General features: G+C 67.4%; 17 protein-coding genes and 1 tRNA gene. 9 read left to right on the top strand and 9 right to left on the bottom strand.

The window, feature by feature from the left end; genetic code table 11:
* Positions 1-2,340, bottom strand: coding sequence for a cyanophycin metabolism-associated ABC transporter (locus ACEN96_RS04930; RefSeq protein ID WP_495586940.1), 2,340 nt, complete (start codon positions 2,338-2,340; stop codon positions 1-3).
* Positions 2,341-2,454: 114 nt separating this feature from the next.
* Here ACEN96_RS04930 and ACEN96_RS04925 point away from each other — a divergent pair, with 114 nt between their 5' ends.
* From ACEN96_RS04925 to ACEN96_RS04915, 3 genes are all read left to right on the top strand, one after another.
* Positions 2,455-4,632 (top strand): cyanophycin synthetase, encoded by a 2,178-nt coding sequence (locus ACEN96_RS04925; protein ID WP_495586939.1) that lies wholly within the window; start codon positions 2,455-2,457, stop codon positions 4,630-4,632.
* Positions 4,633-4,717: 85 nt separating this feature from the next.
* Positions 4,718-7,306: a cyanophycin synthetase gene (cphA, locus tag ACEN96_RS04920; protein WP_495586938.1), complete on the top strand. Its 2,589-nt coding sequence runs from the start codon at positions 4,718-4,720 to the stop codon at positions 7,304-7,306.
* A complete protein-coding gene (locus tag ACEN96_RS04915; RefSeq protein ID WP_495586937.1) occupies positions 7,306-9,429 on the top strand; it encodes an FUSC family protein in 2,124 nt (707 codons plus the stop codon). The genes cphA and ACEN96_RS04915 overlap by 1 nt, the downstream gene beginning before the upstream one ends.
* Positions 9,430-9,581: 152 nt before the next feature.
* Here the strand turns inward: ACEN96_RS04915 and ACEN96_RS04910 are convergent.
* From ACEN96_RS04910 to ACEN96_RS04890, 5 genes are all read right to left on the bottom strand, one after another.
* Positions 9,582-9,666: transfer RNA gene (locus ACEN96_RS04910), tRNA-Leu, on the bottom strand.
* Positions 9,667-9,756: 90 nt separating this feature from the next.
* Entirely contained in the window at positions 9,757-11,211 is a 1,455-nt protein-coding gene (locus ACEN96_RS04905; protein ID WP_495586936.1) for an FAD-binding oxidoreductase, read from the bottom strand.
* Positions 11,205-12,173: a 2-oxoadipate dioxygenase/decarboxylase family protein gene (locus tag ACEN96_RS04900; RefSeq protein ID WP_495588550.1), complete on the bottom strand. Its 969-nt coding sequence runs from the start codon at positions 12,171-12,173 to the stop codon at positions 11,205-11,207. The genes ACEN96_RS04905 and ACEN96_RS04900 overlap by 7 nt, the downstream gene beginning before the upstream one ends.
* 127 nt (positions 12,174-12,300) lie before the next feature.
* A complete protein-coding gene (amaB, locus tag ACEN96_RS04895) occupies positions 12,301-13,803 on the bottom strand; it encodes an L-piperidine-6-carboxylate dehydrogenase (protein WP_495586935.1) in 1,503 nt (500 codons plus the stop codon).
* A 14-nt stretch (positions 13,804-13,817) separates the two neighbouring features.
* A complete protein-coding gene (locus tag ACEN96_RS04890) occupies positions 13,818-14,912 on the bottom strand; it encodes a saccharopine dehydrogenase family protein (RefSeq protein WP_495586934.1) in 1,095 nt (364 codons plus the stop codon).
* Between the two features lie 213 nt (positions 14,913-15,125).
* Between ACEN96_RS04890 and ACEN96_RS04885 the strand changes: the two genes are divergently transcribed.
* From ACEN96_RS04885 to ACEN96_RS04870, 4 genes are all read left to right on the top strand, one after another.
* On the top strand, positions 15,126-15,605 hold the full coding sequence (locus tag ACEN96_RS04885; RefSeq protein ID WP_495586933.1) for an Lrp/AsnC family transcriptional regulator: 480 nt from the start codon (positions 15,126-15,128) through the stop codon (positions 15,603-15,605).
* 139 nt (positions 15,606-15,744) lie between these two features.
* Positions 15,745-15,879 carry a hypothetical protein gene (locus tag ACEN96_RS04880; RefSeq protein WP_495586932.1) on the top strand — a complete coding sequence of 45 codons (135 nt, stop codon included), beginning with the start codon at positions 15,745-15,747 and terminating at the stop codon, positions 15,877-15,879.
* A gap of 38 nt (positions 15,880-15,917) precedes the next feature.
* On the top strand, positions 15,918-16,136 hold the full coding sequence (locus tag ACEN96_RS04875) for a hypothetical protein (protein ID WP_495586931.1): 219 nt from the start codon (positions 15,918-15,920) through the stop codon (positions 16,134-16,136).
* Positions 16,137-16,203: 67 nt separating this feature from the next.
* On the top strand, positions 16,204-16,782 hold the full coding sequence (locus tag ACEN96_RS04870; protein ID WP_495586930.1) for an NnrU family protein: 579 nt from the start codon (positions 16,204-16,206) through the stop codon (positions 16,780-16,782).
* Positions 16,783-16,887: 105 nt separating this feature from the next.
* Here the strand turns inward: ACEN96_RS04870 and ACEN96_RS04865 are convergent, their stop codons facing one another.
* Genes ACEN96_RS04865 through ACEN96_RS04855 form a run of 3 tightly spaced genes read right to left on the bottom strand, consistent with a single transcriptional unit; the run spans position 16,888 to position 19,042 of the window.
* Positions 16,888-17,787: a hypothetical protein gene (locus ACEN96_RS04865; protein WP_495586929.1), complete on the bottom strand. Its 900-nt coding sequence runs from the start codon at positions 17,785-17,787 to the stop codon at positions 16,888-16,890.
* 26 nt (positions 17,788-17,813) lie between these two features.
* Positions 17,814-18,695, bottom strand: a complete 882-nt coding sequence (locus tag ACEN96_RS04860; RefSeq protein ID WP_495586928.1) for an ABC transporter ATP-binding protein — start codon at positions 18,693-18,695, stop codon at positions 17,814-17,816.
* Entirely contained in the window at positions 18,692-19,042 is a 351-nt protein-coding gene (locus ACEN96_RS04855) for a GntR family transcriptional regulator (protein WP_495586927.1), read from the bottom strand. The genes ACEN96_RS04860 and ACEN96_RS04855 overlap by 4 nt, the downstream gene beginning before the upstream one ends.
* 278 nt (positions 19,043-19,320) lie before the next feature.
* On the opposite strand from ACEN96_RS04855, the gene ACEN96_RS04850 reads away from it, so the two are divergent.
* The gene (locus ACEN96_RS04850) at positions 19,321-20,196 is read left to right on the top strand and encodes a hypothetical protein (RefSeq protein WP_495586926.1); all 876 of its coding nucleotides are present in this window, start codon (positions 19,321-19,323) and stop codon (positions 20,194-20,196) included.
* Complete coding sequence (locus ACEN96_RS04845) at positions 20,193-22,520, top strand: UvrD-helicase domain-containing protein (protein WP_495586925.1); 2,328 nt, start codon at positions 20,193-20,195, stop codon at positions 22,518-22,520. The genes ACEN96_RS04850 and ACEN96_RS04845 overlap by 4 nt, the downstream gene beginning before the upstream one ends.
* Positions 22,521-22,649: the final 129 nt, after the last annotated feature.

Genomic DNA, 22,649 nt, shown 5'->3' with positions numbered 1-22,649 from the left:
TCAGGCCTGCGTGGCCGTGTGGACATTGACGTTGGGCGCGACGACGACGACCGCGTCCTGCTCCTCCGCGTCGACGCGGCGGGCCTGCGCCTCCCACAGCCGCCAGTAGGCGCCCTGCTTGGCGATCAGCTCGTCATGCGGGCCGACCTCGACGATCTCGCCGCGGTCCATCACCACCAGCCGGTCGGCCTTGCGCAGCGTCGACAGGCGGTGCGCGATCGCGATCGTCGTGCGGCCCCGCACCAGGTTGTCCAGCGCCTTCTGGATCTCCTTCTCGGTCTCGGTGTCCACCGCCGAGGTGGCCTCGTCCATGATCAGGATGCGGGGATCGATCAGCAGCGCGCGGGCGATCGAGATGCGCTGGCGCTCGCCGCCGGACAGGCCCTGGCCGCGCTCGCCCACCAGCGAGTCGTAGCCCTGCGGCAGCCGCAGGATGAATTCATGCGCGTGCGCGGCGCGGGCCGCGGCGACGATCTCCTCGCGCGTCGCCTCGGGCTTGCCGTAGGCGATGTTCTCCGCGATGGTGCCGAAGAACAGGAAGGGCTCCTGCAGCACCAGGCCGATGTGGCGGCGGTAGTCGGACAGCCTGAAGCGGCGCAGGTCGACGCCGTCCAGCTTGATCGCGCCCTCGGTCACGTCATAGAAGCGGCAGATCAGGTTGACCATCGTGCTCTTGCCCGAGCCGCTGTGGCCGACCAGGCCGATCATCTCGCCGGGCTGGATCTCCAGGTTGAGGTCGCGGATCACCGTCCGGTTGCCGTAGCGGAAGCCGATGTCCTGCAATGACAGTCCGCCCTGGACCTTGTCCAGCGTCACCGGCTGGGCCGGCTCGGGCACGTTGGAGTGGTGGTCCAGGATGTCGAAGATGCGCTTGGCGCCGGACGCGGCCTTCTGCGTCACCGACACGATCCGGCTCATCGAATCCAGCCGCCCGTAGAAGCGCCCGATGTAGGCCAGGAACGCGGTCAGCGTGCCGACCGTGATCTGCGCGTGCGCGATCAGCCAGATGCCGAAGGCCCACACGACCAGCAGGCCGATCTCGGTCAGCAGCGAGACGCTGGGCGTGAACAGGCTCCAGGTCTTGTTGAGCCGGTCGTTGACGACCAGGTTGTGCCGGTTGGCGGTGCGGAAGCGCTCGGCCTCGCGGCGTTCCTGGGCGAAGGCCTTGACCACGCGGATGCCGGGGATGGTGTCGGCCAGCACCGAGGTGACCTCGCCCCAGACGCGGTCGATCTTCTCGAAGCCGGTGCGCAGCCGGTCGCGCACCAGGTGGATCAGCCAGGCGATGAAGGGCAGCGGCACCAGCGTGGCCAGCGCCAGCCAGGCGTTGCTCGTGAACAGGATCACCGTGATCATCAGCAGCATCAGGCAATCGGTGATGAAGTCCAGCGCGTGCAGCGACAGGAAGACGCTGATGCGGTCGGTCTCCGAGCCGATGCGGCTCATCAGGTCGCCGGTGCGCTTGGAGCCGAAGTACTCCAGCGACAGGCCCAGCAGGTGGTCGAAGGTCGCGGTGCGCAGGTCCGCGGCGATGCGCTCGGAGACCAGCGCCAGGATGTAGGTCTTGGCCCAGCCCAGGAGCCAGGACACCAGCGCCGCGCCCAGCAGCCCGCCCAGGTAGAGCGCCACCAGGCCGGTGTCGATCTGCTGGCCCTGCTGGAAGGGGATCAGCACCTTGTCCATCAGCGGCATGGTCAGGTAGGGCGAGACCAGCGTCGCGCCGGTCGCGCCCAGCATCAGCAGGAAGCCCAGCAACAGCTGGCCCTGGTAGGGCCGGGCGAAGCGCCACAGCCGCAGCAGCACCCAGGTCGACGGCGGCGTGTGCAGCTCGCGGGCGCAGGAGGGGCACTCCTCGCTGTCCTCGGGCAGCACGGCCTGGCAGCTGGGGCAGAGCTCGGGCTCGGCCTCCTGATCCAGGGCGGGTTCGTCGCGGCGGTTGAAGGCGTCCTGGAAGCGCTGCGCCTGCAGGTTGGCCTGCATCGTGAAGCGCCACTGCGCCAGCCGGCCCGAGGCGTCCACCAGCTCCAGCAGGCCCAGGCCGGCGTGGTCGGAGAGCTGCAGGCGCAGGGCCGGCGACAGGGGCCATTCGTGGAATCCGGCCTCATCCGCGCCATCCGCGCCGTCCGCGTCATCCGCCGGCCGGGCATCCGCGTTGCCGGACGGTGTCCAGGCCAGCAGGCGCTGGTCGGTGAGTTGCAGAGCGCCCGCGCGGAAGCGCAAACGCCTGTCGAGGTCAACCTCCAGCGTCGCCCGGACGTTCTCGCCACGCCGATGGCGTGATTCGAAGGCCTCGGCGGCCGACCCGGCCGGAGCTGGCGAGACAGGATGTTGATGCTGCATTCGTGATTCTTCTGGCGGTGTTTCGCCGGATTTTCTCTTAAGCGCACAATTGTGCTTCGCTTCAAATTCCAGTAGCCGCCCTCTGGCCGGTTCCCCTCCACGTCCCCTTCCCCCATGAGCCGACACGACGACATCAAGCTCCTGCGCATCAACTACCTGCGCGGCCCCAACATGTGGACCTACCGTCCGGTGCTGGAAACCTGGCTGGACCTCGGCGGCCTGGAGGAACATCCCTCCCACCTGATCCCCGGATTCACCGCGCGGCTGTGCGCGCGGCTGCCGGCGCTGGAGGAGCACCACTGCGGCGTCGGCGAGCGCGGCGGCTTCCTGCAGCGCCTGACCGAGGGCACCTGGATGGGCCATGTGCTGGAGCACATCGTCATCGAGCTGCTCAACCTGGCCGGCATGCCGACCGGCTTCGGCCAGACGCGCTCGACCTCGCAGCACGGCGTGTACCGGATGGTGTTCCGGGCCCGCGACGAGCAGGTCGCCCGCTGCGCGCTCGAGCAGGGCCATGCGCTGCTGATGGCCACGATCAATGGCGACGACTTCAATGTCGATGCCGCCGTCGAGGCGATCCGCGACAAGCTCGACGACTGCTACCTCGGCCCGTCGACCGCCGCCATCGTGGCCGCCGCGACCGACCGCCGCATCCCCCACATCCGCCTGAACGACGGCAACCTGGTCCAGCTGGGCTACGGCGCGCGCCAGCGCCGCATCTGGACCGCCGAGACCGACATGACCAGCGCGATCGCCGAAGGCATCGCGCGCGACAAGGACCTGACCAAGGAGCTGCTGAAGTCGGTCGGCGTGCCGGTGCCGGCGGGCCAGGCGGTCGAGACCGCGGCCCAGGCCTGGGACGTGGCGCAGGACCTGGGTCTGCCGGTCGTCGTCAAGCCGTCCGACGGCAACCACGGCCGCGGCGTCACGCTGGACCTGCGCCACCAGGCCGACGTCGAGGCCGCCTTCGCGCTGGCCGAGAAGGAAGGCTCGGAAGTGCTGGTGGAGAGCTACATCCCCGGCATGGAGCACCGGCTGCTGGTGGTGGGCGGCCAGGTCGTCGCCGCCGCGCGCGGCGAGGAGGCGTGGATCACCGGCGACGGCGTCCACACCGTCGTGCAGCTCATCGACCTGCAGATCAACACCGACCCGCGCCGCGGCACGACCGAGGACTTCCCGCTCAACCGCATCGACATCGCCGGCGACGCCGTCGTGCAGCTGGACCTGCAGCGCCAGGGCCTGGCCAGCGACGCGGTGCCCGAGGCCGGCCGCCGCGTGCTGATCCAGCGCAACGGCAACGTCGCGATCGACTGCACCGCGCAGATCCATCCGGAAGTGGCGCATGCCGTGTCGCTGGCGGTGCGCACCGTCGGACTGGACATCGCCGGCGTGGACCTGGTGACCAGCGACATCGCGCGTCCGCTGTCCGAGACCGGCGGTGCCATCGTCGAGGTCAATGCCGGCCCCGGCCTGCTGATGCACCTGAAGCCGGCCGAGGGCATGCCCCAGCCGGTGGGCCAGGCCATCATCGACCACCTGTTCGCCGAGGACGAGAACGGCCGCATCCCCATCGTGGGCGTGGCCGGCTCGCGCGGCACGGCGCAGATCGCGCGCCTGGTCGGCTGGCTGCTGCACCTGAACGGCCGCCATGTCGGCCTGGCCTGCGGCGACGGCCTGTTCCTGGGCACCCGCCGCGTCGAGCGCAAGCCCAGCGCGACCTGGGCCGCCAGCCACCGCCTGCTGATGAACCGCGCGGTCGACGCCATCGTGGTCGAGAACGGCGCCGGCACCATCCTGTCCGACGGCCTGGCCTACGACCGCTGCCAGGTCGGCCTGGTCACCGACGTGGGCCGCGTGCCCGAGCTGGGCAACCACGACATCCAGACCGAGGACCAGCTCTTCAAGGTCCTGCGCACGCAGGTCGACGTGGTGCTGTCCGACGGCGTGGCCGTGCTCAACGCCGACGAGCCGCGGCTGGTCGAGATGGCGCCGCTGTCCGATGGCGAGGTGATCTTCTACGCCGTCGCCGCCGACAACGCCGCGCTGGCCGCGCACCGCGCCAAGGAAGGCCGCGGCGTGTTCCTGCGCGGCGGCGCCGCGATGCTGGCGCAGGGCGGCGCGGAGACCTCGGGCGCGAACGTGGAATCGCTGCAGGCGCGCTTCCGCGCCACCGGCCAGGAGATCGACACCGACTCGGTGCTGGCGGCCGTGGCCACGGCCTGGGCGATGGGCATCTCGCCGGAGCTGATCTCGGCCGGCCTGGACACCTTCGTGCCGGAGCTGCCGCGCTGAACAGCCGCATAAACGGCATCGCACACGGCATCGCCTGACCCCGACCCGTCGACATTCCAAGCACAGACGAACCGAAAGACGACAGATGGAAGTCTCCCGCACCCGCGCCCTCCGCGGCCCCAACATGTGGAGCCGCCACACCGCCATCGAGGCGGTCGTGCACTGCAGCGAGACCGAGCGCGCGCTCGCCGACATGGACGGGTTCGAGACCCGGCTGCGCGAGCGCTTCCCCGGCATCGGCCCGCTGCGGCCGGCCAGCAGCGCCAAGACGCCGATCTCGCTGGCCCACGTGCTGGAGCAGGCCGCGCTGGCGCTGCAGGCGCAGGCCGGCTGCCCGGTGACCTTCAGCCACACGCACACGACCTCCGAGGCCGGCACCTACCAGGTGGTGGTCGAGTACAGCGAGGAGGACGTGGGCCGCGCCGCCTTCGACAAGGCGGTCGAGCTGATCGCCGCCGCGCAGTCGGGTGCCGCCTTCGACGCCGACGCCGCCGTCAAGGCGCTGCGCGAGACCGACGAGGACATCCGCCTGGGTCCCTCGACCGGCTCGATCGTGGAGGCCGCCTGCAAGCGCGGCATCCCGTTCCGCCGTCTGACGCAGGGCTCGCTGGTGCAGCTGGGCTGGGGCGTGAAGCAGCGCCGCATCTGGGCCGCGGAGGTCGACGCGACCAGCGCGGTGTCCGAGTCGATCGCGCAGGACAAGGACCTGTCCAAGCGCCTGCTGCAGTCGGCCGGCGTGCCGGTGCCCGTGGGCGCGCCGGTGGCGTCGGTGGACGAGGCCTGGGAGCTGGCGCAGGAGATCGGCCTGCCGGTCGTGGTCAAGCCGCTGGACGGCAACCAGGGCAAGGGCGTGACCGTCAACGTCGCCACGCGCGAGCACCTGGAAATGGCCTACAAGGCGGCCGACGAGATCGGCACCGTGATGGTCGAGAAGTTCCTGCCCGGCAGCGACTACCGGCTGCTGGTGGTCGGCGACAAGCTGGTGGCCGCGGCGCGCCGCGACCCGCCCAACGTGATCGGCGACGGCGTGCACACGGTGCGCCAGCTGGTCGACAAGGTCAACGAGGATCCGCGCCGCGGCGATGGCCACGCGACCTCGCTGACCCGGATCCGCCTGGACGACATCGCGATCGCGCGGCTGGACCTGCAGGGCCTGACGCCCGACTCGGTGCCCGACAAGGGCCGCCGCGTGATCCTGCGCAACAACGCCAACCTGTCCACCGGCGGCACCGCCACCGACGTGACCGACGACGTGCATCCGGACGTCGCGGCCCGCGCGATCGCGGCGGCGACGGTCGTGGGCCTGCATGTCTGCGGCGTCGACGTAGTGGCCGAGAGCGTGCACAAGCCGCTCGAGGAGCAGAACGGCGGCATCGTCGAGGTCAACGCCGCGCCGGGGCTGCGCATGCACCTGAGCCCGTCCTACGGCAAGGGCCGCGACGTCGGCGAGGCCATCATCTCCAGCATCTACGGCTCCGGCAACCGCGGCAGCGCGAACGAGGACGGCCGCATCCCCATCGTGGCGGTGACCGGCACCAACGGCAAGACGACGACCTCGCGCCTGGTGGCCCACATGTTCGCGACGCAGGGGCTGCGCGTGGGCATGACCAACACCGACGGCGTGTATGTCGACGGCCGCCAGACCGACAGCGGCGACTGCTCCGGCCCGAAGAGCGCGCGCAACGTGCTGATGCATCCGGACGTGGAAGCCGCCGTCTTCGAGACCGCGCGCGGCGGCGTGCTGCGCGAGGGCCTGGGCTTCGACCGCTGCCAGGTGGCGGTGGTGACCAACCTGGGCGAGGGCGACCACCTGGGCATGAACTTCCTCAACACCGTCGAGGAACTGGCGCTGGTCAAGCGCGTGATCGTGCAGAACGTGGCATCGACCGGCTACGCGGTGCTGAACGCGGCCGATCCGGTCGTGGCGCGGATGGCCGACGTCTGCCCGGGCCAGGTGATCTATTTCGCCAGCGACCGCCATCACCCGTTGATGGCGACGCACCGCGCGCAGGGCAAGCGCTGCGTGTATGTCGATGGCGACGCGCTGGTGGCGGCGCAGGGCGCGTGGCGCGAGTCCATCCCGCTGCGCGACATCCCCTTCACCCGCGGCGGCGCGATCCCGTTCCAGAACGAGAACGCGATGGCGGCGGTGGCCGCGGCCTGGGGCGTGGGCCTGGACTGGGACACGATCCGGCGCGGGCTGGCCAGCTTCATGAGCGATCCGGACAGCGTGCCGGGACGCTTCAACGTGATGGACTATCGCGGCGCGACCGTCATCGCCGACTACGGCCACAACGGCGACGCGATGCGCGCGCTGGTGCAGGCCGTGCAGGCGCTGCCGGCCAACCGGCGCTCGGTGGTGATCTCGGGCGCCGGCGACCGGCGCGACGAGGACATCCGCGTGCAGACGCAGATCCTGGGCGAGGCCTTCGACGAGGCCATCCTGTTCCAGGATGCCTGCCAGCGCGGACGCGAGGACGGCGAAGTGCTCGCGCTGCTGCAGCAGGGCCTCAAGGGCGCGACGCGGACGAAGCACATCGAGGAGATCCGCGGCGAGTTCGTCGCGATCGACCGCGCGCTGGAACGCCTGCAGCCGGGTGATCTGTGCCTGGTGCTGGTCGACCAGGTCGAGGAAGCGCTGGCCCATCTGAACCAGCGCATCCGGGAAGCCTGATGGCGGCCGGTCGCTGGCGGCACTGGCCGGCGCACTGGTGGAACGGCCTGAGCGTCGCCCTCGGGGTGATGCTGGTGCAGGTGATCGTGTCGCACGCGGCGCCCGCCGCGCTGTCGCAGGTCGCCTCGCAGCTGGCGATGGCCTGCGCCATCTGCGCCAGTCTGGCCGATCTGCCGGGCAGCGTCCGGCGCAACCGCAACCGCGTGCTGACGGCCGGGGCGATGACGCTGCTGGCTGTCGGGCTGGTGGCGGTGCTGCATCCGTATCGCGTGGCGATGGGGACGTTCGTGGCGGCGCTGGCCTTCGCCAGCGCGATGCTGCTGAGCTGGGGACCGCGCGCCGGGCCGGTGTCGTTCGCGCCCATCCTGGCGATGGTGTTCGCGCTGGCCTGGCCGCCGCAGCCCTTGGGGATCGTGCTGGCCAGCGGCGCGGCGGGGATCGGGCTCTATCTGGTGTGGAGCGTGATCTCGAGCGCGGTGCTGCAGCGCAGATTCCACCGGCTGGCGCTGGGGGATGCGCTGCACGGGCTGGCGCAGCTGCTGAGCGCGCGCGCCGAGCTGCTGGGCAGCGGCGGGGCGGCGCATGCGATGCGGGATTGGCTGGGGAATGAAGCGCAGCTGGCGGAGCTGTTGCAGACGGCGCGCGATCAGGTGTTCCCGCGCGCGAAGACGGATCCGAGAAGCGCGGCGGTGCTGCTGCACGTGGTGGAGCTGCGCGACCTGATGCTGGCGAGCCGGCTGGATCTGGAGCTGCTCGGCGAGGATCCGCTGGGGCAGGCGATGCGGACGCAGTTGGTCGGGAGACTGAAGGCGCTGGCGGTGCTGCTGGATGAGTACCGGGATGCGCTGCTGGATGAGCGCGCGCCAGCGGCGGTGAGCGTGAAGGTGACGCGGTGGCCGGATCTGCCGGCGCAGGATCCGCGCGTGCGGTTGCAGCTGGTGCTGCAGGACCGGCTCTCGCATCTGGACACGGAAGTGCTGGCGATGGGGCGCGCGCTGGACGTGGCGCAGCCGCTGCCGCCGCTGCCGGTGGACGCGGGGCCGCTGAGGAATTTCGTGACGCCGGTGGGCTGGCCGATGGGGCTGCTCAAGGCGCAGTGGCATCTGGATTCGCCGGTGATGCGGCATGCGCTGCGCAGCGCGCTGGCGTTGTCGGCGGCTTATTTCATCGCGCTGGCGTTGCCGTGGGCATCGCATCCGCATTGGCTGGTGCTGTCCGTGGCGGTGGTGCTGCGCGGCAGCCTGGATCAGACGCTGGAACGCAGGAACATGCGCGTGCTCGGGACGGCGATCGGCTGCGGGCTGATGCTCGGGCTCGCGCAGATCCAGAACATCACGCTGTGGATCGTGGTGCTGCAGATCGCGGTGGGCGTGGCGCATGCGTTCGTGACCAGAAGGTATCTGGTGACCGCGATCGCGGCGACCGTGATGGCGCTGCTGCAGTCGCATCTGGCGGATCCGTCGCATGGGATCGCGATCTCGGAACGGCTCGCGGATACGGTGCTCGGCGCGGTGCTGGCGTGGGCGTTCAGCTACGTGCTGCCGAGTTGGGAGCGGAGGAATCTGCCCAGGGCATTGAAGCGGGCCAGGAACGCGTTGCAGCAGTACGCGATGCAGGCGATGACGGCGGAGATGACGCCGGCCGGCGCGTTGACGCAGCGGATGGCGAGGCGGCAGGCGTATGACGCGCTGGCCGCGCTGTCAGCAGCGTTGACGCGGAGCGCGGCTGAGCCGAAGCGGGTCAGGCCGCCGCTGCAGGAACTCAATACCGTGCTGGATCACGGGTATCGGTTGATGGCCCATCTGTCGATGATGCGGCAGAGCTTGATGCGCCGCGCCAAGGACCTGGACGGGGAGTTCATGGCGGAAATGCCGGAAGCGGCCAAGCGGCTGCAACGGGCGCTGGCGGGGGAAGAGCCGGTGCCGCATGCGGTGCAGGCCTTGCAGGATTGGAGCTTGCTGCCCGATGTGGGACCGCTGGAAGATCTGAAGCCGTGGATGCGGCGAAGGATGCAGGTCAGCCTCGACGACGCGGCGCGCGCCGGGCAGGCGGCCGATGCGGCCTTTGAGGCCATGGCCACGCCACTCCAAGGCATCGACCCCGTCAGCTCCCGAATGCAGTAGCCCTGCCACGAGGAGAGGACTCGGTCACGCAAGCGCGACCCCGGTTTGGACCTCACGGTCCAAACCATTCGAGTCCCCCCGTGATGTCCACCGGACATCACTTCCTGGGCAACAGAATGGGAAAAGCCGGCTCATGGCCGGCTTTTCGTATTTGGTGCCCAGGAGAGGACTCGAACCTCCACGGAGTTACCCGCTAGTACCTGAAACTAGTGCGTCTACCAATTCCGCCACCTGGGCTTTCAGGATTTGTCTTCGCTTTGATTTCGTATCAACTGCGTCTCAGCGAAGAATTGGACTTTAGCACGATTTCTGAATCTGACAAGCGATTCAACCACCCCAATCCACTTTTCCCATTCGAGCGTGCGGATCCCACACCTTCTGTACTGCCCTCGCCCACCCCAGCACCCCCGGCTCCACCCTCGCCCAATGCGCCCGGTAAGCCGCCTGCAGTTGAGGCCCGACCCCATGCTCCGCGCTGATCGACCCGCCCAGCTCCGCCACCAGCGCGTAGAGCCCATCGCGCAGGGTCAGCTCTTGCGCCCCCGTCCAGTCCCCCGCCGACGCCGGCCAGACCATGTTGAAGTGCAGCCCCCCATCCCCGAGGTGGCCGAAGTCAGCCAGCCGCAAGCGCGGGAACCGCTCCGCCAGCCATGCCGCTGCGCGCTCGCGGAAGGCCATGAAGTGCCGCCTCGGCAGCGAGAGATCGAGCCCGATCACCTTGCCCTGCGCCCGCAGCCCTTCGCTGATGCGATGGCGCAGGCCCCAGATCGCCTCGTCGGCGTCGAGCACCGCATCCCGCACCCGCCCGGATTCGAATTCGGTCTCCAGCCAGCCCTGCAGCAGCCCGCCGAGATCGAGTTGATCGCCCGGCAGCTCGCTGCTGAGCTCGATGAGCATCGCGTAATCGGGCAGTTGCCCGTCGAACCACCGCGCCGCGTCCTGTCCGTGCAGGCCGGCCTCGAGCGCCGCGCGGCTGATGCCCTCGAAGGCGGACACCAGCCCGCCCCAGCGCTGCATCACGTCGGCGTAGAGGGGGAAGACGTCCGCGAGCCCGGCCGGCGCGACCAGCGCGACGGCGCGCTGCCTTGGCAGCGGGGCGAGCTTGATCGTCACCTCGCTGACAAGTCCGAGGCTGCCTGACGAGCCGATGAACAGCTGCCCCAGCGCCAGCGCCGAGTTGTCCTTCTGCAGCCCCTGACCGAGGCGCAAGACCTGGCCCGCCGGCTCGGCGAGCACGACCTCCAGCGCCAGCGTGTTGGCCCGCACGTCGCCGTAGCGCAGCATCCGCGTGCCGCCGGTGTTGTGCGCGACCATGCCGCCGATCGACGGATCGGCGCTGAGATCGACGGGGAACCACAGGCCGTGCGGCTCGAGCCGCTCATTGATCTCCGACAGCCGGAACCCCGCCGAGACGCGCAGCGTGCGGTCCAGCGGGTCGAGCTCGAAGACCTCGCGCAAGCGCTCGGTGCTCAGCAGCACCTCGGCCTGGGCGTCGTCGGGCGTGCCCGCGCGCACCAGCCCCGTGTGCGCGCCCTGCAGCACCACGCGCAGGCCCGCGGCCGCCGCCAGCGCGATCACGCGGGCGGCCTCGTCGCGCGAGCCCGGCCGCACCAGCGCCGCCGCCTGCCCCGCGGCATAGCGCGCCGGCTGCAGGAAGCGCGGCTCGATCGCCGCGCCGTCCTGCACGAAGGCCTCGCCGCAGACCGCGCGCGCCTCGGCGACGAAACCGGCGCGGTTCAGGCCGGCGCCGCTCAGCACGCCACTCTGCGCGCCACTCAGCACGCCGCGGCCTCGCCGGCCGTGTCGGCGTCCTTCGCCGCACCCGCCGTCATCTTGAAGATGCCGGTCGCGTTGCCCGCGTCGAAAGCGAGGTCCAGCGCCCCGCCCGCCTCCAGCGGCGCGCGCTGGATGAACTCGTGGAAGCTGCCCGGCACGTCCAGCATCACGCGCTGGCCGCGGTCGAGGAACTCGCGCATCACGCGTGCCGCCCTGAACGCGGTCTGGCGCACGCGCCCGGTGGCCGAGGTCTCGATCGTGTCCTTCACCGGCCGGTCCAGCGCGCGCTGCGCCGCGACGACCGACTCGATGTCGGCGACGCGGTCGGTCGCGTGGTTGAACGCATTGCCCTCGGTCGCGATCCACGCCATCTCGGCCGACTCGGCCAGCAGCGCCTGGTAGTCGTCCGCCTCGAACAGCCCATGCTGGCGCGCGAAGCAGCCGATCAGCTTCGGCAGCAGCGCCACCGCCGCGCCCAGCGCCAGCGCGCCATCGCGCGCGAGCTGTTCCAGCAGCGCCAGGTCGGCCGGCGCCAGCGGATCCCGCGAGCTCGCCAGCACGCGCGTCACCGCGCCCTGGAAGCTGCCGGAGAAGCGCTCCGGATGCAGCTCCGAGACGAAGAACTGCGCGATGTCCTCGGGGAAGTCGGCATGGCGCCAGGCGCGGCCGGTCATCTTCAGGCGCGGCAGCGGATAGGTGGCGGCCATCGTGAAGCCCAGCGGGCGCAGCACGCGGGTGATCGCGGCCTCGCCCGGCGGCAGCGCGCCGCAGGGCCACGCCACGGTGCGCAGCGCGCCGTGGTCGAAGACCAGTTGCTGCGCATCGCGCTGCAGGTCGGCGACGTAGGCCGCCGCCATCGGCACGCGCTGCGTGACGTCGAGGAACAGCGCCATGTTCAGCGCCTGCGCCAGCTCGGCGCGCGAGACGCGCTCGCCCGCCGCCTTCAGCAGTCCCGGCACCACGTGCAGCCGCTCGAATGCCGCCTGCGCGGCGTCCTGGCCCAGCGCCCCGCGCAGCAGCGCGAACACGCCGCTGCCGGCCGCCTCGGCCACGCGCAGGCTCAGCGCGCTCTGCGCCTTCAGTTCCCCCGCGCGCTCAGACATCGAACTTCACGCCCTGCGCCAGCGGCAGCTCGCGCGAGTAGTTGACGGTGTTGGTCGTGCGGCGCATGTAGGCCTTCCACGCATCCGAGCCGGACTCGCGGCCGCCGCCGGTCTCCTTCTCGCCGCCGAAGGCGCCGCCGATCTCCGCGCCCGAGGTGCCGATGTTCACGTTGGCGATGCCGCAATCGGAGCCGCTGGCGCTGACGAAGGTCTCGGCCTCGCGGATGTCGTTGGTGAAGATCGCCGAGGACAAGCCCTGCGGCACGTCGTTCTGCAGCGCGATCGCCTCGTCCAGCGTCTTGTACTTGAGCGTGTACAGGATGGGCGCGAAGGTCTCGTGCTTCACGATGTCCGTCTGCGCCGGCATGCGGACCAGCGCCGGCACCGCGTAATACGCCTCCGGATACTGCGACGCCAGCGCGCGCTCGCCGCCGCTGACTTCGCCGCCCTGCTCGCGCGCGGCCTTCAGCGCCGACTGCATCGCGTCGAAGGCCCCCTTGTCGATCAGCGGGCCGATCAGGTTGCCGGCCTCGACCGGGCTGCCGATCTTGAGCTGCGCGCGGGCGCGGTCCAGGCGGGCGGCCAGTTCGTCATGGATGGACTCGTGCGCGATGACGCGGCGCGTCGTCGTGCAGCGCTGGCCGGCCGTGCCGTAGGCGCCGAACAGGATGCCGCGCACGGCCAGGTCCAGGTCGGCGCTGGGGGTCACGATGATCGCGTTGTTGCCGCCCAGCTCCAGCAGGCAGCGGCCGAAGCGCGCCGCGACGCGCGGACCGACCGCGCGGCCCATGCGGGTCGAGCCGGTGGCCGAGACCAGCGCGACGCGCGCGTCGTCGACCAGCGCCTCGCCGACGGCCGCGCCGCCGATGAGCACCTGCGACAGGTGCGCCGGCGCGCCCTGGTAGCGGGCGACGGCCTTCTCGAACAGCGCCTGCGTCGCGAGCGCCGTCAGCGGGGTCTTCTCGCTGGGCTTCCACACGCAGGTGTCGCCGCAGACCAGCGCGAGCGCCGAGTTCCACGCCCACACCGCGACCGGGAAGTTGAACGCCGAGATGATGCCCACCACGCCCAGCGGCAGGTACTGCTCCATCATGCGGTGGCCGGGGCGCTCGCTGGCGATGGTCAGGCCATGCAGCTGGCGCGACAGGCCGACGGCGAAGTCACAGATGTCGATCATCTCCTGCACTTCGCCCTCGCCCTCGCTGGTGACCTTGCCGGCCTCCAGCGACACCAGGCGGGCCAGCGCGGCCTTGTTGGCGCGCAGTTCCTCGCCGAACAGGCGGACCAGTTCGCCGCGCTTGGGCGCGGGCACGGTGCGCCAGGCCAGGAAGGCGTCCTGCGCCTTGGCGATCGCGGCGGTCATGTCGGCGGCCTTGGCCTCGTGGACCGCGCCGATCACCGCGCCGTCGATCGGGCTGCGGACGGTCATGGAGCCGCCGGTGAAGGCGGCGCTCGGCACGCCCAGGGCGGCCAGCAGGTCGGTGGTGGTAGTCATCGCGGGATTCTCCTTCAGCCGATCGATTCCACCTGGCGCGACTGCTGATAGGCCTTGCCGAAGCGGTTGGCGAGGAAGTCCGGCAGCGCCACCTCCTCCTGGCGGATGAAGCCCTGCTGCGGCAGCTTGCCTTCGCGGAACAGGTCGACCGCGGCGCAGATGCCGGCGGCGGTGGTGATCTGGATGGCCGACAGCGGCTGCTCGCCATCGCGCTCGGCGAAGATCTTGCGGGCGAAGACCTCCTGCATCAGCACGCCGTTCTTCATGCCCGAGACGGTCACGAACACCAGGACCACGTCCTGCATGGTGGCCGGCATGCTCTTGCGCATGATGTCCTTGAGCTTCTCCTGGTCGTTCTTCAGCGCCAGGTCGTCCAGCAGGAACATCATCAGGTCGCGGTGGCCGGGGTAGCGGACGGTCTTGTAGTCCAGGTTGCGGACCTTGTTCTCCCAGGTCTCGCACAGCGTGCCCAGGCCGCCGGAGGTATTGAAGGCCTCGTACTCGACGCCGTCCAGCGAGAAATGCTCCAGGCCCTCGAGCGGCAGCGCGGAGATCGCGGCGCCGTCGTGGATGGCCTCGCAGGGGTGGCAGTACTCGTTGATCAGGCCGTCGACCGACCAGGTCAGGTTGTACTTCAGCGCATTGGTCGGGAAGGCGGGCAGCGCGCCGACGCGCATCTTCACGTCCTGCAGCGCGTCGAAGCTCTTGGCCAGGTGGTGCGCCACGATGCCGATGAAGCCGGGCGCCAGGCCGCATTGCGGCATGAAGGCGGTCTTAGCGCCTTCGGCGATGCGCTTGATCTCCTTGGTGGCGGCCACGTCCTCGGTCAGGTCGAAGTAGTGGCAGCCGGCCTCCAGCGCCATGTGCGCGGCGGTGATCGCCAGGTGATAGGGCAGCGCGTTGACGACGGCGTCATGGCCGCGCAGCGCGGCGGCGAGCTGGGTCTGGTCCTCGGTGTCGACGGTCTTGGTCGCGAGGCCCTGGCCGGCCAGGTGCTTCAGCGCGGCGGCGTTCCTGTCCATCACGGTGACCTGGTAGTCGCCGCTGCCCTGCAGCAGTCGCGCGATCGTCTGGCCGATGTGTCCGGCGCCCAGCAATGCCACTTTCATGTCGTGCTCCTTGTGATCCTGGAAGAAGAGGTCCCGGCGTGCCGAGCACGCCGGAGAGATGCGATGGACGCAGTGTCCGAACCTCCACCGACGAAAGAAAGCGCGACTTCGACGAAAAACATGCTTATGCTGACGATTCGTCGGCGCAAACATTCATTCCGGCGAAAACAAGGGTTTATCCCGAGCACTCCGTCACACTCCGCCAAGGACCTCATGAATGCGAAGAAGAGCGCGCCCGAGCTCGCCACGCCGGCGACGCTGCGGGACCAGACCGACCGCGAGCTGATCGCGCTGCTGCAGGCCAATGCCCGCGCCAGCACCGCCGACCTCGCCCGCCAATTGGGCGTGGCACGCACCACGGTGGTGGCACGGCTGGCGCGGCTGGAGGCGGAGGGCCTGATCGCCGGCTACACGGTGCGGCTGGGCGGCGAGGCGGTGGAGCGGGGCGTGCAGGCTTTCGTCGGCATCACGGTGCAGCCCCGCGCGGGGCGGGAGGTCGTGAAGCGGTTGTCGCGGCTGCCGGAGCTGCGCCAGCTGGCGTCGGTCAGCGGCGAGTTCGACTACATGGCGACGCTGCGCGCCGACAGCACCGCGCGGCTGGATGCGCTGCTCGATGAGATCGGCGAGATCGAGGGCGTGATCAAGACCCACACCTCGGTGCTGCTGGCGCTGCGCGTCGACCGCAGCGCCTGAGCATGGACGGAGCGGGCACCGCGCGCGTGTCCGCTTCGTTGGGGCCGGGTAACGTGATGTTTTAGGGGGTCCCCGGCGTCAACGCCGCGAGCTGGCACGCCGTTTGCACGGCATGTGTCGCCAGCTCCAGGAGCGCACCATGACGAAGCCCCCCGCCATCGCCCCCCACACCCCGCCGATGCTCGTCGGCTTGAAAGCCGTCGCGATCCTCGCGGTGGCCTGGGGCGCGGTCTATCCGGCGTTGCTGTGGGGTCTCGGCGCGGTGCTCCCCTGAGCGCGGCGGCGACTTCCCCCTTCATTCCGGAGTCCGCCATGAAAGCCCCTGCCCGTCTCGGCGGCGCCGTGCCGCCTGTTCCCGCGCGGTCCGCTGCCCCTGCCCATCGATGGCGCCGCGTGCTGCTGCGCGTGATGGGCATCGTGATCGCGGCGTTGGCGCTGCTGGCCGCGATGGCCTGGCTCGACCAGGCGGAAGGCGACCTGCGCCAGGTCCTGGCCCCGTCATTGGATCCGCTCGCGACAACGGTCTCTTGATCCGGACGGCACTGGTGAGACGCTCCCCGCGCGGGCATAGTCCGCGCCGACAAGGAGCGACTTCATCATGTGGGCCCTCATCCTCGGACTGATCCTTTTCCTCGGACCGCATTCGGTCCGCCTGGTGGCGCCGGCGTGGCGCGAAGCGCGGCTCGCCGCCTGGGGCGAGAAGGGCTGGAAGCTGAGCTACACCGCCGTCTCGGTGATCGGGCTGCTGCTGATCATCTGGGGCTACGGGCAGGCGCGGCTCGATCCCCATCCGCTCTGGGCCACGCCGCGCGGCATGAACCATCTCGCGGGGCTGGTGATGCTGCCCTCGCTGATCCTGCTGGCGGCCTCGCATGTGCCGCGCAACCACTTCAAGGCGGCGCTGGGCCACCCGATGCTGATCGCGGTGATCCTGTGGGCGGCGGTCCACCTGCTGGCCAACAACACGGCCGCGGACCTGCTGCTGTTCGGCGCGTTCCTGGTGTGGGCGCTGCTGGATCTCGTCTCGGCGCGCCGCCGCGATGCGCCGCCGCCGCCCGCGGGCACCGCGAAAGGGACCGCGATCGCGGTCGCGATCGGCGTGGGGGCGTGGGTCGCGCTGATCCTGGGGCTGCATCGGCTGCTCATCGGCGTGAGCCCCTTCCCCACGGTCGGATGAAAGAAGGCCCCGCGCGAAGGCGGGGCCGGTCGGGCGCGCCAGACACCTGGCGGGTGGTGCCGGGCGCCTGGCTGGTGCTTGGCCAGTGTCCGGCCAGTGCCTGGCTCAGAGGCTGCGCTGGCGCTGCAGCACCAGCAGCCAGAAGCACAGGCCGGCGAAGAGCAGCCCGGCGATGAACTGCGGCTGCACCATCAGCTGGAGCACCTCGGGCATGGTGGCGCGGGCGACGTCGGGCAGGCGGAACAGCGCGTCGAAGAAGTCCTCCATGTTCATGTGGTCCTGGCCCTCGGGCTTGGCGAACAGCGTCGGGGCGCCGATGAACAGGGCCTGGCCGGCGCCGGCGACCTGACGCGTGAGCAACCGGGCGAGCGCCTCGGCGGCGGGCTCGTTCCTGTAGATCTTGAGGAAGGCGGCGACCGCGATGATGAGCAGCGGCGCGCCCCAGCGCTTGAGCCAGGCGGAGGCCGCCATCAGCGCGACCACGAAGGGCGCGAGCCACAGCGCCGCGACGGTCAGGCCGACGAGCAGGCGCAGGCCCATCCAGATCGTCACCTGCAGCAGCGCGGCCCATTGCGTCTGATGGAGGGCGGCGAGGCCGAACTCCTTGAACGCCATGACCGAACCGATCAGCGCGCCGCCGAGCACGGCCAGCGCGGTGGCCGCGAGCGGCACCAGCAGGCCGTGGGCCAGCAGCGGCGCGCCGAGGCTGGCGGCATGCGAGCCCGGCAGCGAGGCCCAGAACTCGATGGAGCGGTCCTGCTGGTCGCGGCGGGCCAGGCCCATCAGCTGGTAGCCGCACAGGGCCAGGGCCAGCACGAGCACGAGGGCGACGGTGATGAGGCCGGCGATCAGCGCGACGGGTTCGGGGGTGGGCGTGTCGATGCCCTCGACCTGGCTGAACGGCACCAGCGCCAGGAGCAGCAGCACCGGACCCAGCACGAGGCCGATCCAGGCGCGCTTGTATTGCAGCCACTCGCGCAGCAGCAGCGTGTTGAAGAGCGTCATGGGGATGTCCTTGAGGAGGGGGCGGGTCAGGCCGATTCCGGCGAGCGGGCCTGGATCTCGGGCTTGCGGGTCAGGGCCATGAACAGGTCGACGAGGCTGGGCCGCACGCGCTGGCCGAGGTGGGCGACGCTGTCCGGGGCGACGCCGTCGAAGAGCGCGGCGGGCCGGCCCTGCACGCGGTAGCGCAGCAGCGGATGGCTGGCGGCGACGGCCTCGGCGGCGTCGGGGTCATGCGACAGCGCGACGAAGCGCTGGTCCATCTCGGCCAGGGAGATGTTCAGGACGAGGCGTCCTTCGTCGAGCATCATCACGTCGGACAGCAGCGACTCGACCTCCTCGACCTGGTGGGTGGAGATGAGCACGGAGCGCTCGCCGTCGCACCACTCGTCGATGAGCATCTCGTAGAAGCTCTTGCGGGACATCACGTCCAGGCCGAGGGTGGGCTCGTCGAGGATCATGAGCCTGGCGTCGATGGCGGCGACCAGCGCGAGGTGGAGCTGCGTGACCATGCCTTTGGAGAGGTGGCGGACGCGGTCGGACTCGACGACGGAGGTGCGCTTGAGGAGCTGGCGGGCGCGGTCGGCGGAGAAGCGGGGCTGCAGGCCTTGCATGAGGCGGATGAGTTCGGAGACCCGGGCCCAGCGGGGCAGGACGGCGACGTCGGGGATGTAGCAGAGGGAGGTCAGGAGCTGGCCGCGCTGGGTGTGGGGATCCAGGCCGAGGACGCGGAGTTCGCCCTCGGGGCGCTTGAGGCCGACGAGGGTCTTCATGAGGGTGGTCTTGCCGGCGCCGTTGTGGCCGAGCAGGCCGACGACGCGGCCGGCGGGGATGGAGAAGGTCAGGTCCTGCAAGGCCGTCTTGCGGCCGTAGCGCAAGCTCAGGCGCTTGGCGTCGATGAGCGTGTTCATGCGTCCTCCCAATTCAGGTCCTCGGGCCGCAGGCCGAGGCGGCGAAGTTTCTCCCGCAGGCGGGGCCATTCCTCCTGGAGGAAGTGCTCCCGCTCGCTGCGCAGCAGGCGGACGCGGGCGCCGTCGCGGACGTACATGCCCATGCCGCGGCGGCTCTCGAGCAGGCCCTCGTCGACCAGGGCCTGGAGGGCGCGGCTGACGGTCAGCGGGTTGATGAGGTACTGGCTGGCGAGGGTGCGCACGGAGGGGAGCGCCTCGCCTTCGGGGGGATCGCCGTCGAGCAGCTGCGTCGCCAGTCGGTCGGCGAGCTGCTGATAGATCGGCGCTTGATCGTTCCAGCTATGCATGACGCAAGGCGCCAAGGCGCCGGTGTGTTGCTGATGTAGCACACCATAGCAACCGGGCTCGGCCAGCCCCAGTCAGGAGCGACAGGATGCAGAAATGGGGGGATGAAGTGGAACGGAGGGGTAGATGTCGGTTCTCACTGGTGGCGTGAATTTGTTCTCGCTGCCACATTGCGCCTAACACCGCCTTAGGTGTAACCAGATGCATATAAAACACTGCGAGCAACGTACCATCACCCGCAAGAGGTCGACTTCATCGGCCCGTAAATCAGGGAGGATCGATGCCTATCGAAGCACCGCTACGCGCGGCACATTTCTACGATTGCATGCCAGCACCAGACCATCGGTCCGGCGACATTTGGCAAGGGTTACCGTCGTTTGGATTGCTCCTCAAGGGCTTCACAAGAGGGGTTGTCATTACCCCCGCTTGCGATCTGGCGAATAGGAAATGCGAAACGCTCACATTCCTTCCGATAATATGTGCAAGTAAGTACTTAGGATCTCCCGCCTTCAGGAACGAATGCTGGCTTGAGATAGAAGCGCTCTTAACGCGCTTTGATATAGTTGACCAATATCCAAGACCAACGCGTTTTGAACTATTACCCGCGACCCTAATCGAAGAAATAGTTGAAATCCCCAAGGATCATAAGGGCAAATCTATATCAAATGACGAACGCGCAAGAATAGTCGGCTACCTTGAATATTTGAAGGCATCCGAGCGCGGCGAGGCCTCTGCGGCGCATCTTTCAAAGTTCGTAAAAGCCGACCGCCTCAAAGGCATTCTTTCCAGGCTCGTCACAAACTCATTGAGGGTAGACATACATTTTCTTCCCCAAGAAAGCGCGTCATCAGAATATAGCCCAACACCGACGCACTCGGTCGTACTCTTTAGATATCCGATCACCATCCCGATCGATGCGTTAGACCGGGCACAGAACTCATCAGCGGAACAATGGAAAACGCTGACGACCGCGACCGGTTTATCCGGTGTTCTTCCCCACATGCGTCAGTGGCCCATTAAATTAGCCACACTCAAAGGCGAGTTCTTCGCCGACATGCTCTCTAGATATCTAAATATGTATATACGCCTCGGATCGACGGACTTTCAAGAACAGTCGGTCCGCGATATGGCTAACAACATCAGGGAGCAACAATGAAATATCTCGCAATCACACAAAATCTTGCAGATTGGCTTCTGCCAAAAGTTGGATTGATATCGAGTCTGCATGCGGCGATCGAATCCCTCGGAAAGGACGGCGGAGCACTACGAAATTCAGACTTCGTCCAAGACGCCATTCGCATCTCCTTGGACGAAAAGTCAGGGATCTGCGCCCTGTGGCATCGTGATTATGTGAGTGGGTCAGGCGCAGAGGATTGGGGATTTATTCGACTTTCCGGAGAAATTCCCCTGCAATCTGAGCCGAGCATTGCCAAAGAAGTATTCGAACGGTGCCTATACGTAATAAATCAGCGATTGCAGGGCTTACTTCTCGATGGCAGCGTAATTCATCGAGGATGGGACAACGGAACACATACGCTGCTAGCAGGACGAGGAAGCATTGCTCACCAGCTTTCCATTGGCTATTACGAAGGAATCCAAGGCGAAGGAACGTTGCTGAATCGATCTTGCACGATCGTTGGCCCTGACGGTTCATTCCAACGCCTAAAGGAGGCAGCCTTTCTAGACGGAAGAAACCTGAATCGACTTTCCTCAATTGCCAACGCACTGGTTCAGCAACGCTCCACAAACAAAACCTTAGCAGGCGAAGAATTTCTTCCGAAACTTCGCGAAGCTATAAAGGGCTTCTTCGAATCCGCGAGTCAGGATTCTCTATTCGGACACGTTGAAATCAAAGCGGAGAGCGATGTTACCATTCGCGAGCACGCGAGATACCTCGCATACACTTACGACGACTGGCTCCATCCAGAAAGCCCCCTAGGAGAGGCAAAGCGTCGGATTTTGACAAGCCCAAATATCGACGCACAACCGTTGCGTATACTTGGCCCTGGCGGATCCGGCAAGACACTGCTAATGCTACTTTTGGCCGTTAGCAAGATTAAAGCTGCCCCTAGCAAGGAATCGCCTCCATCCATTTTGTATATTGCCCACAGCAAAGCGATGGAATCTCGAGTTCACGAGCGCTTTGAGATTCTCTTGGGGCAAGACTTTGCTTTGCTTAAGCACAAAATCTTGGTCACGACGCTAGCCGAATATTGTAGAAGCCAGCTTGGTTTGGACATGGAGACGGTCCTCGACACCGATGGCGACGCGGCGAAGGAGTTTCAACTTGCACGCGTGGCGGATGCCTTAGAAGAAGTGGGGAATGCCGAGCGAAGTCGCCTGACCGACAGTACGCTCCTGAAACAGATATTTTCCGACAAGCGACTTCTTCAACTTTTCGCCCAAATGGTGCTCGTCGAGATATCGGTGGCGATCAAAGGGCATGGCCTCGAACACGACAAGAAGAGGTATGTGGAATCCGAGAAGAGCCTGAGCATTCTCCACTCCAACCTTAATTCCCGCGAGAGAGAATTCATTTTCGACACCTTCCTCGCATACCATCGAGTTGTTTTCGAAGAGTACTCCGCCCTCGATCCTGACGATATCGCAATATCCTTGGCCGGCCGACTCCGAACTCCCGTCTGGCAGCTAAGAAGAAAGCGCGATGGATTTGACTATGTGTTTGTCGACGAAGCTCAATTATTCAATGAGAACGAAAGACGGCTTTTTTCATTGCTAACCAAGTTCGAAATTCCTCATGTCCCCATTGCACTTGCACTTGATCAGGCGCAAGCGACGTATGGCCAATCTTCTGCCGGCCTTTCTGCGCTGGGCATCGCTGGAATTGCTAACGAGAATTTACTCTCAATTCATAGATCCACGGAATCCATCGCGAAACTTGCGTTTTTTGTGATTCAGAAAAGTACGGAGTTATTTGGGCCCGACTTTCCGGATTTTACCAAGTTGACGGACCTCATGGTCTCCGATGCACACCCACTGGCAGCAAAGCCGGCGATTGAAGTTCAGAATTCTGAGTCTTCCGACATCGGGCGCTTTGTACTGAAGCGCGTCCGCGAGCTGCGAAAAGCAAACACTCGTCAGATTGCCGTAATCTGCTATTCCGATATCTACTGGAACCAGATCGAGAGCAATCTTTCTAACGCGGATCTTCCATTCCAGGTTATAACCGAACGCGGAGCAAAGTTTCCCCATGATCAGCCCCTAGTTTCGCTGGTAAAACCCGCGTTTGTAGGCGGCCAGGAGTTTGACGCCGTAATCTTGGTTGGCCTAGAGTCGGGAATTGTTCCGCCAGTGATTATGGACAATCTTGCGATGGCAAACGCGGTGGAGCAGCAGACCGTACGCGACATGTATTTGGGCATTACTCGCGCCAAATATAGAATCATGGCCGTCGTCACGAAAGGCAACATGCCGAATAAGATCATTCAACAGGCGAAAGAAGCTGGCATGATTAGTTAATCACTCGTTGGAGACAAGGTGGGCAAAGAGCCCTCGTGTCCAATACGGGCATATTTTGACACCTTATGAAAAGGAGTCCTGCGGTGGTTCCGCAGCGAGGTCTTACCTAAACCTTCCCGTTGAGCCAAA

It is taken from the genome of Roseateles sp. Mitsp63 (assembly GCF_059491535.1).
Note: the sequence above shows the minus strand (reverse complement) of the source record. Positions and strands in the feature narration are given on the sequence as shown.

What these genes read in the sequence shown, in the direction of transcription:
- ACEN96_RS04930 (WP_495586940.1), bottom strand. Translation starts at nt 2,340, where the DNA reads ATGCAGCATCAACATCCTGTCTCGCCAGCTCCGGCCGGGTCGGCCGCC.
- ACEN96_RS04925 (WP_495586939.1), top strand. Translation starts at nt 2,455, where the DNA reads ATGAGCCGACACGACGACATCAAGCTCCTGCGCATCAACTACCTGCGC.
- cphA (WP_495586938.1), top strand. Translation starts at nt 4,718, where the DNA reads ATGGAAGTCTCCCGCACCCGCGCCCTCCGCGGCCCCAACATGTGGAGC.
- ACEN96_RS04915 (WP_495586937.1), top strand. Translation starts at nt 7,306, where the DNA reads ATGGCGGCCGGTCGCTGGCGGCACTGGCCGGCGCACTGGTGGAACGGC.
- amaB (WP_495586935.1), bottom strand. Translation starts at nt 13,803, where the DNA reads ATGACTACCACCACCGACCTGCTGGCCGCCCTGGGCGTGCCGAGCGCC.
- ACEN96_RS04890 (WP_495586934.1), bottom strand. Translation starts at nt 14,912, where the DNA reads ATGAAAGTGGCATTGCTGGGCGCCGGACACATCGGCCAGACGATCGCG.
- ACEN96_RS04885 (WP_495586933.1), top strand. Translation starts at nt 15,126, where the DNA reads ATGAATGCGAAGAAGAGCGCGCCCGAGCTCGCCACGCCGGCGACGCTG.
- ACEN96_RS04880 (WP_495586932.1), top strand. Translation starts at nt 15,745, where the DNA reads ATGACGAAGCCCCCCGCCATCGCCCCCCACACCCCGCCGATGCTCGTC.
- ACEN96_RS04875 (WP_495586931.1), top strand. Translation starts at nt 15,918, where the DNA reads ATGAAAGCCCCTGCCCGTCTCGGCGGCGCCGTGCCGCCTGTTCCCGCG.
- ACEN96_RS04870 (WP_495586930.1), top strand. Translation starts at nt 16,204, where the DNA reads ATGTGGGCCCTCATCCTCGGACTGATCCTTTTCCTCGGACCGCATTCG.
- ACEN96_RS04865 (WP_495586929.1), bottom strand. Translation starts at nt 17,787, where the DNA reads ATGACGCTCTTCAACACGCTGCTGCTGCGCGAGTGGCTGCAATACAAG.
- ACEN96_RS04860 (WP_495586928.1), bottom strand. Translation starts at nt 18,695, where the DNA reads ATGAACACGCTCATCGACGCCAAGCGCCTGAGCTTGCGCTACGGCCGC.
- ACEN96_RS04855 (WP_495586927.1), bottom strand. Translation starts at nt 19,042, where the DNA reads ATGCATAGCTGGAACGATCAAGCGCCGATCTATCAGCAGCTCGCCGAC.
- ACEN96_RS04850 (WP_495586926.1), top strand. Translation starts at nt 19,321, where the DNA reads ATGCCTATCGAAGCACCGCTACGCGCGGCACATTTCTACGATTGCATG.
- ACEN96_RS04845 (WP_495586925.1), top strand. Translation starts at nt 20,193, where the DNA reads ATGAAATATCTCGCAATCACACAAAATCTTGCAGATTGGCTTCTGCCA.